The sequence below is a fragment of the Domibacillus epiphyticus genome (genome assembly GCF_001975785.1).
In the GTDB taxonomy this organism is placed as follows: Bacteria; Bacillota; Bacilli; order Bacillales; family Domibacillaceae; genus Domibacillus; species Domibacillus epiphyticus.
In genome coordinates this window covers 1-14562 of record NZ_MSFI01000023.1, presented here as the reverse complement: position 1 = coordinate 14562, position 14562 = coordinate 1, and the positions used below count along the sequence as shown (strand labels likewise).

The window sequence follows — 14562 nt, the reverse complement described above, 5'->3', positions numbered from 1 at the left end:
TTAATTTTACGTCTTTTTGAAAAAAGTTGTGAAGCCGACGGACTTAATTATAAACTAGACAGATGCCTATGTGTAAATAAAATTAATGAGGTGTTTAAAATGACATATGTTTGGGGACTTTTCGGCATTGCTGTCGTTCTCGGTATTGGTTTTCTTTTTTCAACAGATCGAAAACGAATCAATTGGCGGACGGTGCTTGGCGGGCTTGCATTCCAGCTTGCCTTTGCATTTATTGTGTTAAAGTGGGATTTCGGTCGGCAAATGCTGCTGAAATTCACGGAAGTCGTAAATGCTATTATCGGCTATGCCAATGAAGGGATTAATTTTTTATTCGGCGGCCTGTTCACGGAAGAGTCAAATATTACATTTGTATTTGCCTTAAACGTCTTGCCTGTCGTTATTTTTTTCTCAGCCCTTATTTCTGTTTTGTACTATTTAAAAATCATGCAGTTTTTCATTAAAATCATTGGCGGTGTTCTGTCCAAACTTCTCGGGACGCGAAAAGCGGAATCGATGTCCGCAGCGGCAAACATTTTTGTCGGACAGACAGAAGCACCGCTCGTCATTAAGCCATATATTCATCGCATGACCGATTCAGAATTATTTGCGGTTATGACCGGCGGCCTCGCATCCGTGGCCGGTTCTGTTCTTGTCGGGTATTCGCTCCTCGGTGTACCGCTTGAGTACTTAATTGCGGCAAGCTTTATGGCAGCACCTGCCGGCCTAGTCATGGCAAAATTGTTTGTTCCAGAAACGACAGATGAACCAGAGCCCGAAGAGTTTAAAATGGAATCAGATGAAGATGCCGCAAACGTTATTGATGCCGCAGCCAAAGGAGCTGCTGTCGGACTGCAGCTGGCGCTAAATATCGGGGCGATGCTTCTCGCATTCATTGCGATTGTCGCTCTGTTAAATGGGATACTCGGGTTAATCGGCGGCCTCTTTCAATTTGACAACCTATCACTTGAACTCATTCTTGGCTATCTGTTCGCTCCGCTTGCATTTGCGATTGGTGTTCCGTGGGAAGAAGCCATTCAGGCAGGAAACTACATTGGTCAAAAACTCGTTATTAATGAGTTTGTCGCATATTCGAATTTCGGACCGGAAATCCCTAATCTATCTGAAAAAACCGTTGCTATTTTAAGCTTTGCACTCTGCGGATTTGCGAACATTTCTTCACTCGCTATTTTGCTCGGCGGGCTTGGCAACTTAGCACCAAATCGGCGGGATGACATAGCAAGACTTGGATTAAAATCCGTTTTGGCAGGAGCTCTTGCGTCTCTCCTCAGTGCCGCAATCGCAGGTATGTTAATCTAAGTTGTTTGCCCCCCTCTTTTCAGGAGATACTGGAAAAATTTCCAGGGGCAATGAGCAGCTTCATCCTTCTCCATGTAAAGTTTTAGGGGGGGAGATTTCATGAACTGCTGGATGAACGTGCAATCGATGAAGCAAGCGGGCTTTGACGCCTTATTAAAGCACTGGAAGGTGAATGTGAATTTGCCATTCGTAAATATTAAAAAAAGCAGCCTGCGGGCTGTTTTTTTTTAACGGATAATTATCAAAATATTCAAAATTAAATTTTTCCTGACTTTTTTGGTTTTATATTGTCCCTAACGGGAATACATAAACCATCAAGGCATTACAAATTATCTATCTTAGGAGGTATTACACAATGGGATTTATTATGTTTCTAATTATCGGAGGAATCATCGGCTGGTTGGCTGGTCTTATTTTAGGTAAAGATATTCCAGGTGGAATTATCGGCAATATTATCGCAGGTATTATTGGTGCATGGATCGGTGGGGCTTTGCTTGGCGATATGGGTCCAGAAATCGCCGGCATGGCCATTATCCCAGCCTTAATCGGTGCGGTTATTCTCGTTGCCATTGTCAGCTTTATCCTTAAAAAAATGCGTCATGCATAAATAATTAAAAAAACGTCATCCCAATCAATGGGATGACGTTTTTTTATGAAAACTGTTGAAAAGCCTGTTCAAAGTCACGAATTAAATCATCAGGTGATTCAAGACCAACCGACAGCCGCAGCAGTCCATCGGTAATTCCCCTCTTATTCCGTTCCTCTGCCGGCATTGCGGCATGAGACATTTTTGGAGGATAAGATAGAATGGATTCTACGGCGCCGAGGCTGACGGCAAATACCGGAATTTTCACGTTAGCGCTGAATTGGCGCACTGCTTCTTCATTTTCCAGTTCAAAAGAAAGCACAGCCCCTCCACCGGATGCCTGGCGGAAATGGATCGAGTTTCCAGGATGAGAAGCGAGACCAGGATAGTATACATTTTTCACACGTGGGTGCGATGCTAAATAATGGGCGATTTCCGCTGCACCTTTTTGAGATTGCTCCATCCGGACTGATAATGTTTTTAACCCCCGCAAAACTAGCCAGCAGTCCTGTACACCTAAAACAGCACCGAATGAATTTTGCAGCGCGTAAAACTTTGATGCCAGCTCCTCATCTTTCGCAACGGCAAGACCGGCAAGAACATCACTATGACCGGATAAAAATTTCGTCGCACTATGCAGAACAAGGTCCACTCCTAGTTCGATCGGCCGCTGTAGATACGGAGTCATAAATGTATTATCCAAAAATGTGAGGCAGTCATTCGCTTTCGCCAATTTAACAATGCCCTCAATGTCTGTCACTTTTAACAGTGGATTTGACGGTGTTTCCATGTAAACGACTTTTGTATTTGGCTGAATGGCTTTAGCTACCGCATTTAAATCGGTCATATCGACAAACGTATGTTCAATACCGAAGCGGGTCAGCACAGCTGTCACCATCCGGAATGTACCTCCGTATACGTCTTCTGTTACAACAACGTGGTCTCCTTTAGATAATAGAAGAAAGGCTGTTGAAATGGCCGCCATACCGGATGCAAATGCAAAACCACGAACGCCTCCTTCAAGCTCCGCAATAGCAGCTTCCAGCGTTTCTCTTGTCGGATTTCCTGAACGGCTGTAGTCATACTGGCCAAACGAGTCGAAATCGGATTGGTGGAATGTGGAAGCATGCTGAATTGGTACACTAACTGCCCCAGTATTGGCATCAAATTTATGATCGTTATGAAGCAATTTGGTTTGAAAAGTATAGTCGCTCATCAAATCACCCTTTCATTTTTTCAAATGCCTGCGATAAGTCGGCAATTAAATCTTCTGCGTGCTCAATACCGATTGAAAAACGAAGAAGCCTGTTACAGACACCATTTGCAATCCGTACATCTTCCGGGATATCCATGTGTGTCTGTGTTGCTGGGTACGTAATAAAGCTCTCCACTCCCCCGAGACTTTCGGCAAAAGAAATTAACCGCATATTTTGTAAAAATGGATTTACCCAGTTTTCTGATTTTAAACGGAATGAAAGCATCCCGCCCTGACCCGGATATAAGACATCTAAAATATCTTCATGTGTTTCTAAAAACGCTGCGATTTTTTGTGCGTTTTCTGTATGCTGTTTCATGCGAAGGCTCAGTGTTTTCATCCCGCGTGCTAGCAGCCAGGAATCAAACGGAGACAACACAGCGCCGATTGCATTTTGAAATTCAAACACTTTTGCTGATAGCTCTTCTCCCTTGACAGCGATAAGACCCGCAAGCACATCATTATGACCACCGAGGTATTTCGTCGCGCTGTGCAGGACAATGTCCGCTCCCTCCTCGATCGGGCGCTGGAGAACGGGCGTGTAGAACGTGTTATCCACGATTAAAGTCAAACCGTTTTCCTTCGCAAAAGCCGCAACGGATGCAATATCTGTTTCTTTCATCAGCGGGTTAGTCGGTGTTTCTAAGAAAATGGCTTTCGTCTTGTCTGATAGGCGCGTTTTTGTTTCATTGAGATCTTCAAAACTATCGTATGTAAAATTCAATCCGAATTTTTTCCATCCTTTTTCAAACAAGCGGTACGTCCCGCCGTACAAATCTGCTGAGACGAGGAATTCATCGCCTGGCTCAAATAACGAGAGAAGTGTATGAATGGCAGCCATACCCGATGAAAAGGCAAAACCTGCATCTGCCCCTTCAAGATCCGCTATTGCTTTTTCAACAACCTCACGAGTCGGATTGCCTGTCCGCACGTAGTCGTAGCCTGTTGACATGCCAATTCCTTCGTGGCGATAAGCTGTTGAAAAGTAAACAGGCGGATTGACCGTACCTGTCGGATTGTTTGTCCGGTTGCCGATTTGTGCTAATTTCGTTTCAATATTTGTCATGAATATCGCTCCTTTTTATAAAGTGAAACTTCAGTTCAGCAGGTCTCCCGTTAAATATTTGACCATTCACTCATAGGTTTCGGGCATATCATCTTCCGTTTAACGTTTTCCTGCTGCCATTAATATGGACAAAAAAACAAGCCTTCATGGAAGAAGGCTTGTTTTTACACTTCTTCTCATCTACCGGACGGTGTGGGTCCGCTGGATTTAGCACCTTTGCCGCGCAGGCCGGTTGCTGAAGCATCATTGGGCCAGTCCCTCCGCTTCTCTTGATAAGGTTATGTTTAGTTTGACTTATTTTTTAAATGTACAGGAAAATGTGCATAATGACAACCTTTTTATTATACCAAATTGTATCAAGTTACATTTTCTCAGATTATTTATACAAAAGATAGAGATACAAATACAGCGATGGCGAGTTATCTTAACCTGTGTTTTATGCATAAAAAAATGTTTAAAGCATATAAATAAAAGGAATTGTAAATTATCCATAAGTTTTTGTTAAAGTTTTGTAAACTTTATGTTAAGATATAAATATAAGTATTGACAATAAGGAAATGGAGGAAGGAGTGAATGAGCTATGACAGTAGCTGAATTTTACGGAGGAGTCGAATTTTCTGTTACACAATTTGCTGTACAGCTTACTCAAGAAATTAAGGAGAAAATCGCAAAGCGCGAACTCTTTTATAAAGATCAAATAATCCGCTATATTGAACGCCGCGCAACATTTTTCATCCAGTCTTTGACCCTCTCTGGGGCCGTATCAGCTGTAATGAAGAAAGAAGTGACTACTCACGTTCTTTTTAAGCTGAAACCGGTCATGAACCGTCACATTGTATTCCAGGTCGTAAAATAATAAAAGACGCCTTCGTTTTCGAAAGCGTCTTTTTATGTAGTTAACACAAGCTGGAGTGCTTTTTCATGAACCGTAATTTGTACAGGCGTTGTGCCGATCTCCTCTCCATCGACCATGACCGGAATGGGTCTGTCCGTATCCACAGAGACCTTTTTTCCTTTTTTATACATTACTCCATTCTTTTTGATCGGTTCTCCACGCATTAACATAGGGAATAGCTGAAAGAGAACCTTTCCTCGTTTCACAGTATGAAGCATTGTTACGTCAAGCACGCCATCAACAGGATGGGCATACGGACAAATAACAAGTCCACCCCCATAGGATGATGTATTGCCGAATGCAAGAAGCCACGTTTCATCTGAAATGTACTGGTCTCCATCAATTGTGATGATACTTTTAAACGGTTTAAATAATAAAGCAGATAAAACAGTACCGACTGTATAAGCAAATGAACCAGCTCCGATTTTGTTCAGCCATTTCTTATAAAATGCTTGGTTTACACGCTGCGCAATGTCTGCGTCAAGCCCGGTTCCTGCAACTGTTAAACCGTAACACGTGTTGGCTTTTAAAACATCCACCGCTTTTGTTTTGGAGGAAAGGAGCTTCTCCACAAATTGACCAGGATGATTAGTAAGCCCAAAAATACGGGCAATGTCGTTGCCTGAACCAGCAGGCAGGATAGCTAATGCCGTTTCACAATGAACGAGGTCCTGCAAAATAGCATTTGCTGTCCCATCACCGCCAATAACAGCCACAGCTTTAACTTTTTCTTCTTTCATCTTTCCCCAAACAAATTCACGTGCTGACGCTTCTGATCCACCAAAAAGGACTTCATACTTTACGTTTTTCTTTTGCAGATGCTGTTCCACCTTCAGCCATAAAGACTTTGCACGTCCATCCCCAGAGGCTGGATTGACAATAAAGAGATACATATTCATCACTCATTTCTCGGCAGTACCGTTCACTTTGTCCTATGTCTTTTCCTCCATATTATCACAAAAAAATAGAAGCCGGAGCATAAGGTTAAACACCGGCTTCTAGTTTATTTTGTTTTTGAAAAAACGTTTTTTAATTTTGATGCAGCCTGATCTGGTTTATTTGCATGACTAATCGCTGTAATGACCGATACTCCGTCTGCACCAGCTTTCATTACGTCCACTGCATTTTCTATGGTAATGCCGCCAATGCCTACGATCGGGAAATGAGGATATTTCTCTTTCATTTTCGCTATGAGCGTTGTACCGGCAACCGGGCGTGCATCGGTTTTCGTCGCTGTCGAATATATCGGTCCCGTTCCGACATAATCTGCCCCGTCTATAATCGCTTTCTCAAATTCATCCATCGTATGAACCGATACACCCACGATGCCTCCTTTGATTTTTTTACGGACGACTGATGCCGGCTCGTCTTCCTGACCAATATGGACACCATCTGCACCAATTTCAATGGCGAGATCAATGTCATCATTAACGATAAATGGGATACCAGCCTGTTTACACATTGACTGCAAACGAAGGGCCTGATGTTTTTTCGTTTCTCCGGTCAAAGCGCCTTCGCCTTTTTCACGAAATTGAAACATCGTAATTCCGCCATGAATCGCCGCTTGAAGTGTTTCATCTATTGACGTACGGCAGTTAGGCGTACCTGCAATGAAATAAACGGCCAGCTGTTCTTTTTTCATCAGCATTTTCCCCGCTTCTTGTAGGCCCAATGATTGGTCGGACCGTGTCCATTTCCAATATTGATTCCATCTTCAATTGCCGCCTGAATAAACTGTTTTGCTGTTTCAGCTGCAACGCGAACAGAACCACCTTTTGCGATTGCCGCCGTCATGGCAGCAGAGAATGTACAACCTGTACCGTGCGTATCCTTTGTATCAATACGTTGACCTGTAAATGTATAGAATGACTCACCGTCATACAGTAGATCAATCGTTTTATTCCCTTCATCATGACCGCCTTTTATCAACACATTTTTTACGCCGAATGACGCAATCACCTTTGCAGCCTTTTCTTTATCTTCTACCGATTTTATCGTCACGCCGGATATAGCTTCCGCTTCCGGGATGTTTGGAGTTACGACTAGTGCAAGTGGCAGCAATGATGTTTTTAATGCGCCCATTGCTTCCTCCTGGAGAAGAGGCGCTCCCCCTTTTGCGATCATGACCGGATCGACGATGACGTTTGTAATATTATGTTCTTTAATTTTTGATGCTACCGCTTCAATAATTTCTGTCGAAAAAAGCATTCCTGTTTTTAGTGCATCCAGACCGATGTCTTGTATGACTGCATCAATTTGTTTTTCCACAGCGTCCGCGCTCATTGGGTATACGCCATGAACACCGAGAGTATTTTGTGCCGTTACAGCTGTAATGGCCGATGTCCCAAACACCCCGAGTTCCTGGAATGTTTTTAAATCTGCTTGAATGCCCGCTCCTCCACCGCTGTCGGAGCCGGCAATGGTCATTGCTTTTTTCGCTGTCATCTTTCCAGCACCTCTATTCTCGCGTTTTGTCTCACTTCATTTTTACCTGTAAGAGCCAGTTCATTCAGGAATTCAACCGCAAATGTACCCGGACGGTTTGATCCTGATTTATGAGCCGCACGTTCTGCTGCGGTACCGTAAAAAGCGAGTGCAGCTGCTGCTGCCAGAGCATAGTTTTTTTCAACTGCACAAAATGCCGCAATGACCGAACCGAGCAGACAGCCAGTTCCTGTTACAGTCGTTAAAATCGGATCGCCATTTTGAATGGAAAGAGATTCCTCTCCATACACGACATCTTCCGCGCCTGTAATAACACACGTGACACCTAGTATCTCCCCAGCTTCTTTCGCCAGCGTCCGCACATCGGCATTCCCTCCGCCGTCCACTCCTTTTACTTGAATCGACTGTCCGCATAAAACAGCAATTTCACCAGCATTCCCGCGCAAAACATCGACTTGTACTTCCGATAAAATTCGTTTTGCACTTTCCGTCCTAAAAGGTGTTGCACCAGCGCCAACTGGATCGAATATGACTGGAACTCCTGCCTTATTCGCTGCTTTGCCGGCTAAAATCATCGCTTCCACGGTTGGAGCAGTTAACGTACCAATATTTAATAAAACCGCACCAGCGATTTTGACCATATCTTCCGCTTCCTCCACAGCATCCGCCATTACTGGTGAAGCTCCAAGTGCAAGCAGCCCATTTGCCGTAAAGTTTGTGACAACAGTATTCGTTAAATTATGTACGAGTGGTTTCGTAATTCGAACGCGCTCAAGCAGCTCTGCTGCGAATTCATTGTTCATCTTATATCTTCCCTTCGATTTTTTAATATATTTGTTTTTTTAAACGGATCGCTAAAACGATATTTCCCTCCATACAAAAACCCGGAACAGCAATACGCCTGATCCGGGTTATCATCAGTGATTGCTACTTCCCTACGCCGGCATTAACCAGATCAGGTGTTTAGGGTTAGGAACAACGTCCCCTCTCAGCCGCAGGGCACCCCCAGTAGTCCTGTTTATTTTTTCATGAGTTTCTGGATGGTAACAATCAATTCATCAATGACTTCAACATCGCCTTCTTGAATGCGCTCGGTGACACACGTTTTGACATGTCCTTCGAGAAGGAGTTTGGCTACGCTGTTTAAAGCAGACTGCGTCGCGGCAATTTGCGTAATCACATCGTCACAGTACGCATCTTTTTCAATCATGCCTTTAATGCCGCGAATTTGTCCTTCAATCCGATTCAATCTTGTGACTAGATTCTTTTTCACAGCATCGGAATGATGACTTTTCCGCTCATTGGTTTCACATGCCGCATGTTCTTCCATCAAGACCGTCACGCTCCTTATGCATACTATAGCACAAAAAAGACCGGCGGGTGGCCGGTCCAAACACTTTACGCTTCAAACACTTCCACTTTCTCCATCACGTCGCCGTTTTGCATTGATTTTACCGCTTCGATTCCGGATGTTACCTGGCCGAAAACAGTATGAACGCCGTTTAAATGCGGCTGCGGCTCATGAACAATAAAGAACTGGCTTCCGCCTGTGTCTTTGCCGGCATGCGCCATTGAAAGAGAACCTTCTTGGTGTGTATGAGGATTCCCTTCTGTCTCACATTTAATTGTGTAACCAGGACCACCCATTCCAGTACCTGTTGGGTCACCGCCCTGACTTACGAAACCTGGAATAACGCGGTGAAACACAACACCATTGTAAAAGCCTTCGTTTGCTAATTTTTCGAAATTTTCAACTGTGCCCGGTGCCGCTTCTGGGAACAAGTCAAATTCAATTTTCGCGCCATCTTTCATTTGAATATAACCTTTTTTTGCCACAATTATCGCTCCTTTATTTATAATCTTTACTATAATACCATGCAGACTCACATTTTCAAACTGGCGGGATTTGAAGAAATGTTTTCCGCTTTCAAGTTCGCTTTTTTTTTCATATAATAGAAGTATTCTAGAAAGGGAGTGTGATAAAAATGTTGACACGTCCCGGATTACTTTGGAAATCTGCTGCTGTGTTTTTATTGATGGCAGCTGGCGTATTCTGGTATGTGCAGAAAGGAAATGAATCAACGGTTATACCTTTTTCTTCTGTGGAAGATATTATACAAAAAGAAGACGGCCATGAAGTCAGGCTTATCGAATTCCCTGATGGCACGCTTCAAATTTACACACAAAATGGAGAATTTACTTCTTATATATCACCGGGCAGCATGGTCGTAGACAGGTTAAATGAGACGTACAATATCCGCTATGAGTATAAAAAAGCGGAACCTTATGAGAACTGGATTGCGATTGGATTAATTGCTCTTCTCGTTGGTTTGGGCTTTTACTTTTACCGAAAAAAAGGCGGTATTGGTGTTGCCCATTCGATGAAGAACAGCCTATCACATGCCCGTCCTCTTCCTGACATCACCCTTCAGGATGTCGGTGGCTTGTCGGATGAAATGAAGGAAGATATCCTGCAGACCCTTTCGATTTTAAAAGAAAAAGACTTATCTACACGTCTCGGTATTGAACCGCCGCGTGGTATTTTATTATATGGACCGCCGGGTACCGGCAAAACATTGCTGGCACAGGCCATTGCACGAGAAATTGGGGCTTCATTTTTCTCGTCGAGCGGATCATCTTTTACGGAATTATTTGTCGGCGTCGGTGCATCACGCGTGCGCAGCTTGTTTAAAGAAGCACGAAAGCAAAAGCCAGCGGTCATTTTTATAGATGAGGTCGATGCACTTGCTGGTCGACGAAAAACGCATGGTGGAGAAGAGGGGGAAAAAACGCTGACGGAATTACTCGTTCAGCTCGACGGCGGCCACGATAATGATGGGCTCCTCTTTATTGCCGCAACCAATCGAAAAGATATGCTTGACGAAGCATTCCTGCGTCCCGGCCGTATTGATTTTTCGTTCCATGTGACGCTGCCGGATGCGAAAGGGCGTAAAGAAATTATTGACATTCATGCCCGCGGGAAAAATTTGACGGACAATGCCGCTGCGATGCTGCATGATTTAGCTGAAGCAACAGTCGGGTTTTCAGGAGCCGAACTTTCCGCTTTATTTGAAACCGCAAGCCGAAGTGCGATCCGAAGCGGCCGCGACACCATTGAAAAGAAAGATTTTGATTACGCGTTAGACCGGACGATTCTCGGTACGATGACACGCCCTCTCGCCGATCCTTTAACAAAGCGTCGTGTAGCGATTCACGAAGCGGGACATGCTCTCGTCGCCGCGCTCACAAAGCCTGGTTCTGTTCGGAAGGCAACAATCATCCCGCGTGGTCAAGCACTTGGTTATGTTGCCCCTGTTCCGAAAGAATTACATTTATCAACAGCGAGTGAACTAATTGATCAAGTGGCCATGATTTTATCAGGCGGTGTCGCCGAACGCCTTTATCTCGGTGAACATTCAATCGGCGTCAGCGGAGATGTACAGCAGGCGAAACAAATACTTGAACGGATGGTCGATACTGGTATTTTCCAGGACCGTTTCTCCCTTACATTCCGACAAGCGGACAAAGAAACAAAAATGATTGATTTGTTCGAACTGGCATTAAAACGGTCAGAAACCCTTATCGAGGAGCATCGAGACGCTTTTGACCGTCTCGTGGAGGCGTTAATGACTCAGGAAACATTGGAAGGTATCGAAGTTGAAGCAATTATTCACCAATTGTAAGAAAGAAAAAAACGGAAGATCCTAGGATTTACCCCGTCTTTGAGACAGGGATCAAAACACCTTTTAAATAGCCTGTTGCCGATATTGTACCGGCTACAGGCTGTTTATTTCGTTTGAATACGCCTCGACAATTTGCTCTACGATGGCTGTCGTAGTGTTGTCGAAGGAGAACATTTCAGACTTTAGCGAGGCATGAAACGATTCGATGGGGGCATTATCAGCGGGCGTTCCTTTACGGGACATGCTCATGATCATGCCTTTTTCTTTTGACTTCCCTCTGGTAATCATAGGATGTATAAACGGATCCCTGGTACATCCTTTGGGCAGACTGGGGGCTTTGCCAGGGTATCTAAAACAAAATCAGTATTCTGGCAGTCCCCGATTGAAATGGCAATAATGTCAGACTGCCCCGTCTGTTTGCGTTTCTTTACTTTCACCCGGCATTGCCAGCCTTACATGACAGCCCAGTAAACCAGTTGAATGTATAATTAAAAATAAGACCTTGCAGCAAAACTGCAAGGTCTGTCTTTAAATCTAGTTTTCTTAACGAAGTCAGCTTTTAACTTGTTTGCTTTTCCATCAAGTAACTGCTTTCATTTTGTTTTTCTTCATCCGGCAATGTCATGAATTTCATTAATACCGCTCCAAGGAAATACAAGCCAGCAAAAACCCACATGACGCCGTGAACTCCAATAATTCCGATGAATGCTCCTACGATGGCCGGTGCAATAAAGTAAGACATACCGGCACCAAAGCTTACGACAGCCATGGCAGAGCCTTTCTGATCGGGAGCCATTGACGTTACAAGAGCTGTCAGCGGCACAAAACCACATAAAATGATACCGAAAAAGATTCCCACTGTGATCATCGCCCAGAAGTTATTACCGAAGAACTGGGGAGTGTAAAGCATTACTAATGTCATGACCCCACAACCGAAACTGCCAACCCACATAACCGTATTGCGCCAGCCTAGCCATCTGTCACTGATGTATGGGATGATTAGATTAAATATGATATTCGCAACCCACATCGTCCCCCAAACTTGCAGCCATTGTTCTGTAGTAAACCCATATTCAGATGACAAATACAGAGGGAAAAAGATAGGCAGAGCACCAATCCCGGTTGAATTGATAATACGGACGATTCCTCCTATGGCAACTTTCGGCTTTTCAACACAAATGGTCAGACCACTCAATAAGCTTTTAAGTTTTTCCTTAGAATTTCCTTGACGTTTAATTCCATCATCTTTGACAACCAAAATTCCAACTAATCCACCGACAACCACCCAGACAACAGCGCTCCACATCAAACCAACGTAGCCGATTTTCGGAATCATGTATGCCGGAAAGTAACTTCCGACAACGTAGAGCCCACCACTCCAGGCTGCCCAAAACAATCCTACTGCTGTAGCCATTATGCGTTCCGGGCTGCGGTACGTCACCCACACTAGAAATGAATAACAGAACAATGGATATCCGAAGCCTCGAAGAGCATAAGTCGGCAGCATCCATGCATAGTTTTGATCTTTTAATCCGAATTCAATGAATAAAACTTGACCAACTAACCAGAGCAGCAGCCCCGCTAACATTACTTTTCTTGGTCCGAAAGCTTCCGTAAGTACGCCAGAAAAGTAAGAGGCGATGGCTAGCACTGCTCCATATGCAGTAAATAGTGTAGCCGATTGTTGAATGGTTAGTCCATGTTCAATAAGATATGGAGAAAGCCAGCCATGTTCGAGACCGTCACCAACCATAAAGATCAATGTTGCGACATATCCCCAAATAACGGCAGCCGGAAGACCTGTCCGTCCTTTTCCTGAAATCGCATTCATTTATATCACCTCATATTTTGTTTTATGGTATCTATAACCGATGTCAATGATCTGAAGATGCACGTGCACTCGACTCCATAAACATATATGACTTGTTATGCTCACCACATTTGTTTCACTACTCAAAAGAACTATGTACATCCATGCTTCTACTTTACATTTACCTTCACCCATTTTTGTTGTTCATGGCTTTCTAAAATGGCATCCGTAATGCACATGGATATATGTCCATCCAAAAAAGTAGCAAAATTGACTTGATCTCGTAAAGGATCTTTTCCGTCTCGTATAAATGTATAGAAATGCAACATGCCGTTTTTCAGACCATCTGGCCATCCTTCATTGTGACCGCCAGGATGATGGATCGATAACCTTGCTTCTGAAGAAAACAGAGCAGGATCCGCTAAAAGAATTTCATTCGGCCGATCTCGATGCCCAATCCACAATTTCTCAGGTTCTTCTTGATTCCAAAACGCAGAGCGCTCACTTCCATTAATTTCAAAACTCAGTCTATTTTTCCGGCCGGCACTTACTTGAGAAACGGTAAATACACCTTTAGTTCCATCTTCAAAACGTACAAGTACAGAAGCATAGTCTTCCGTGTTAATTGGGACAGATTCATAAGCCTCTTCCTGCCCTTTTTGTTCAGTAAAGGTAGATGCGTTCGAAGCCGATTTTTTTCTTACAGGAATAACGGTTGCTAAATCAGCGAAAACTTCGACAATTCTCTTCCCAGTTACATACTGAACGGTATCACACCAATGAGAGCCAATGTCTGCTACAGCTCGGGATTTCCCTCCAGCTTCAGGAGCTAATCTCCAATTAAAATCTGTATCAAATAATAACCAATCTTGCAAATAACTACCATGAACTAAGTTAATTTTCCCGAGCTCTCCGCTTTTAATCATCGTCTCTAACTGTTTCACAATTGGAAATTGACGATAATTAAAATTAACACCATGCACAACCTTATGTTCTCTTGCTAATGCCAATAATTCTGCAGACTCTTCTCTGGACGTCGCTAATGGTTTTTCTGATAACACATGCTTTCCTGCTGCAATAATTTCTTTATTCATTTCGAAGTGAAGGTGATTTGGGGTACAGTTATGTACAACCTGGATATCACTGTCTTGCAGCATATCACGATAATCACCATAAGCTTTTGGAATGCCTAGCTCAGCCGCTTTTTGTTCAGCTGCCTCCTGATTGCTTTGCGCCAAGGCAACCACTTCCACAAACCCAAGTCTTCTAATGGCTTCAATGTGTGTAGGGCCAATAAAACCAGTACCGATAATTCCTACTTTTATTTTTTCCATTCTTTATCCCTCCAATCAAACCATCTCGTTATTTTATAGAGGCCGCTTTCCACGGCCTCTATCCATATTTTTTGTTTATTTTGCTTCCGTTAAAATCTTTGAAAGGCTAATCCATTCGCCTTTTTCGGCAGATTCAAGAATCGCGTCAGAAATGACCGCAATTTGATATCC

Annotated in this window: 15 protein-coding genes, 1 pseudogene and 2 riboswitches; of the genes and pseudogenes, 5 read left to right on the top strand and 11 right to left on the bottom strand. The window is 43.6% G+C overall.

The features are described 5' to 3' along the window. Positions 1-99: 99 nt before the first annotated feature. The 3 genes from BTO28_RS13445 to BTO28_RS13440 all read left to right on the top strand — a co-directional run bounded on the left by BTO28_RS13445 (position 100) and on the right by BTO28_RS13440 (position 1924). Complete coding sequence (locus tag BTO28_RS13445; protein ID WP_076767121.1) at positions 100-1317, top strand: NupC/NupG family nucleoside CNT transporter; 1218 nt, start codon at positions 100-102, stop codon at positions 1315-1317. Between the two features lie 99 nt (positions 1318-1416). Continuing rightward, the gene (locus tag BTO28_RS17720) at positions 1417-1548 is read left to right on the top strand and encodes a hypothetical protein (RefSeq protein WP_269843874.1); all 132 of its coding nucleotides are present in this window, start codon (positions 1417-1419) and stop codon (positions 1546-1548) included. A gap of 124 nt (positions 1549-1672) precedes the next feature. After that, positions 1673-1924 carry a GlsB/YeaQ/YmgE family stress response membrane protein gene (locus tag BTO28_RS13440; protein ID WP_076767119.1) on the top strand — a complete coding sequence of 84 codons (252 nt, stop codon included), beginning with the start codon at positions 1673-1675 and terminating at the stop codon, positions 1922-1924. 43 nt (positions 1925-1967) lie between these two features. Here the strand turns inward: BTO28_RS13440 and metC are convergent, their stop codons facing one another. Both metC and BTO28_RS13430 read right to left on the bottom strand, forming a co-directional pair. Continuing rightward, positions 1968-3119, bottom strand: coding sequence for a cystathionine beta-lyase (metC, locus tag BTO28_RS13435; protein ID WP_076767117.1), 1152 nt, complete (start codon positions 3117-3119; stop codon positions 1968-1970). A gap of 4 nt (positions 3120-3123) precedes the next feature. Further along, complete coding sequence (locus BTO28_RS13430) at positions 3124-4224, bottom strand: methionine biosynthesis PLP-dependent protein (RefSeq protein ID WP_076767115.1); 1101 nt, start codon at positions 4222-4224, stop codon at positions 3124-3126. A 173-nt stretch (positions 4225-4397) separates the two neighbouring features. Further along, a riboswitch (SAM riboswitch) is annotated at positions 4398-4503 on the bottom strand. A 301-nt stretch (positions 4504-4804) separates the two neighbouring features. On the opposite strand from BTO28_RS13430, the gene BTO28_RS13425 reads away from it, so the two are divergent. After that, positions 4805-5080: a hypothetical protein gene (locus BTO28_RS13425; RefSeq protein WP_076767113.1), complete on the top strand. Its 276-nt coding sequence runs from the start codon at positions 4805-4807 to the stop codon at positions 5078-5080. Between the two features lie 32 nt (positions 5081-5112). Here the strand turns inward: BTO28_RS13425 and BTO28_RS13420 are convergent, their stop codons facing one another. From BTO28_RS13420 to BTO28_RS13395, 6 genes are all read right to left on the bottom strand, one after another. Continuing rightward, positions 5113-6018, bottom strand: coding sequence for a diacylglycerol/lipid kinase family protein (locus tag BTO28_RS13420; RefSeq protein WP_083711612.1), 906 nt, complete (start codon positions 6016-6018; stop codon positions 5113-5115). A gap of 104 nt (positions 6019-6122) precedes the next feature. Further along, complete coding sequence (gene thiE, locus BTO28_RS13415) at positions 6123-6761, bottom strand: thiamine phosphate synthase (protein WP_076767194.1); 639 nt, start codon at positions 6759-6761, stop codon at positions 6123-6125. Further along, complete coding sequence (gene thiD, locus BTO28_RS13410) at positions 6761-7564, bottom strand: bifunctional hydroxymethylpyrimidine kinase/phosphomethylpyrimidine kinase (RefSeq protein ID WP_076767109.1); 804 nt, start codon at positions 7562-7564, stop codon at positions 6761-6763. Before thiD ends, thiE begins: the two co-directional genes overlap by 1 nt. Then, positions 7561-8367, bottom strand: coding sequence for a hydroxyethylthiazole kinase (gene thiM / locus BTO28_RS13405; RefSeq protein ID WP_076767108.1), 807 nt, complete (start codon positions 8365-8367; stop codon positions 7561-7563). The genes thiD and thiM overlap by 4 nt, the downstream gene beginning before the upstream one ends. 112 nt (positions 8368-8479) lie before the next feature. Beyond that, positions 8480-8581: riboswitch (TPP riboswitch) on the bottom strand. Position 8582: 1 nt separating this feature from the next. Then, complete coding sequence (locus BTO28_RS13400) at positions 8583-8894, bottom strand: metal-sensitive transcriptional regulator (protein ID WP_076767106.1); 312 nt, start codon at positions 8892-8894, stop codon at positions 8583-8585. Positions 8895-8962: 68 nt separating this feature from the next. Beyond that, positions 8963-9400: a peptidylprolyl isomerase gene (locus BTO28_RS13395; RefSeq protein WP_076767104.1), complete on the bottom strand. Its 438-nt coding sequence runs from the start codon at positions 9398-9400 to the stop codon at positions 8963-8965. A gap of 149 nt (positions 9401-9549) precedes the next feature. Here BTO28_RS13395 and BTO28_RS13390 point away from each other — a divergent pair, with 149 nt between their 5' ends. Beyond that, positions 9550-11247, top strand: a complete 1698-nt coding sequence (locus tag BTO28_RS13390) for an AAA family ATPase (RefSeq protein ID WP_076767102.1) — start codon at positions 9550-9552, stop codon at positions 11245-11247. 93 nt (positions 11248-11340) lie between these two features. Here the strand turns inward: BTO28_RS13390 and BTO28_RS17575 are convergent. The 3 genes and pseudogenes from BTO28_RS17575 to BTO28_RS13375 form a co-directional block, all read right to left on the bottom strand. After that, positions 11341-11696 (bottom strand): annotated as a pseudogene (locus BTO28_RS17575) (IS3 family transposase); the annotation flags it as partial. A 110-nt stretch (positions 11697-11806) separates the two neighbouring features. Continuing rightward, positions 11807-13078 carry an MFS transporter gene (locus tag BTO28_RS13380; RefSeq protein WP_076767098.1) on the bottom strand — a complete coding sequence of 424 codons (1272 nt, stop codon included), beginning with the start codon at positions 13076-13078 and terminating at the stop codon, positions 11807-11809. Between the two features lie 149 nt (positions 13079-13227). After that, complete coding sequence (locus BTO28_RS13375; RefSeq protein ID WP_076767096.1) at positions 13228-14391, bottom strand: Gfo/Idh/MocA family protein; 1164 nt, start codon at positions 14389-14391, stop codon at positions 13228-13230. Between the last annotated feature and the right edge of the window lie 171 nt (positions 14392-14562).

What these genes read in the sequence shown, in the direction of transcription:
- BTO28_RS13445 (WP_076767121.1), top strand. Translation starts at nt 100, where the DNA reads ATGACATATGTTTGGGGACTTTTCGGCATTGCTGTCGTTCTCGGTATT.
- BTO28_RS17720 (WP_269843874.1), top strand. Translation starts at nt 1,417, where the DNA reads ATGAACTGCTGGATGAACGTGCAATCGATGAAGCAAGCGGGCTTTGAC.
- BTO28_RS13440 (WP_076767119.1), top strand. Translation starts at nt 1,673, where the DNA reads ATGGGATTTATTATGTTTCTAATTATCGGAGGAATCATCGGCTGGTTG.
- metC (WP_076767117.1), bottom strand. Translation starts at nt 3,119, where the DNA reads ATGAGCGACTATACTTTTCAAACCAAATTGCTTCATAACGATCATAAA.
- BTO28_RS13430 (WP_076767115.1), bottom strand. Translation starts at nt 4,224, where the DNA reads ATGACAAATATTGAAACGAAATTAGCACAAATCGGCAACCGGACAAAC.
- BTO28_RS13425 (WP_076767113.1), top strand. Translation starts at nt 4,805, where the DNA reads ATGACAGTAGCTGAATTTTACGGAGGAGTCGAATTTTCTGTTACACAA.
- BTO28_RS13420 (WP_083711612.1), bottom strand. Translation starts at nt 6,018, where the DNA reads ATGAATATGTATCTCTTTATTGTCAATCCAGCCTCTGGGGATGGACGT.
- thiE (WP_076767194.1), bottom strand. Translation starts at nt 6,761, where the DNA reads ATGAAAAAAGAACAGCTGGCCGTTTATTTCATTGCAGGTACGCCTAAC.
- thiD (WP_076767109.1), bottom strand. Translation starts at nt 7,564, where the DNA reads ATGACAGCGAAAAAAGCAATGACCATTGCCGGCTCCGACAGCGGTGGA.
- thiM (WP_076767108.1), bottom strand. Translation starts at nt 8,367, where the DNA reads ATGAACAATGAATTCGCAGCAGAGCTGCTTGAGCGCGTTCGAATTACG.
- BTO28_RS13400 (WP_076767106.1), bottom strand. Translation starts at nt 8,894, where the DNA reads ATGGAAGAACATGCGGCATGTGAAACCAATGAGCGGAAAAGTCATCAT.
- BTO28_RS13390 (WP_076767102.1), top strand. Translation starts at nt 9,550, where the DNA reads ATGTTGACACGTCCCGGATTACTTTGGAAATCTGCTGCTGTGTTTTTA.
- BTO28_RS13380 (WP_076767098.1), bottom strand. Translation starts at nt 13,078, where the DNA reads ATGAATGCGATTTCAGGAAAAGGACGGACAGGTCTTCCGGCTGCCGTT.
- BTO28_RS13375 (WP_076767096.1), bottom strand. Translation starts at nt 14,391, where the DNA reads ATGGAAAAAATAAAAGTAGGAATTATCGGTACTGGTTTTATTGGCCCT.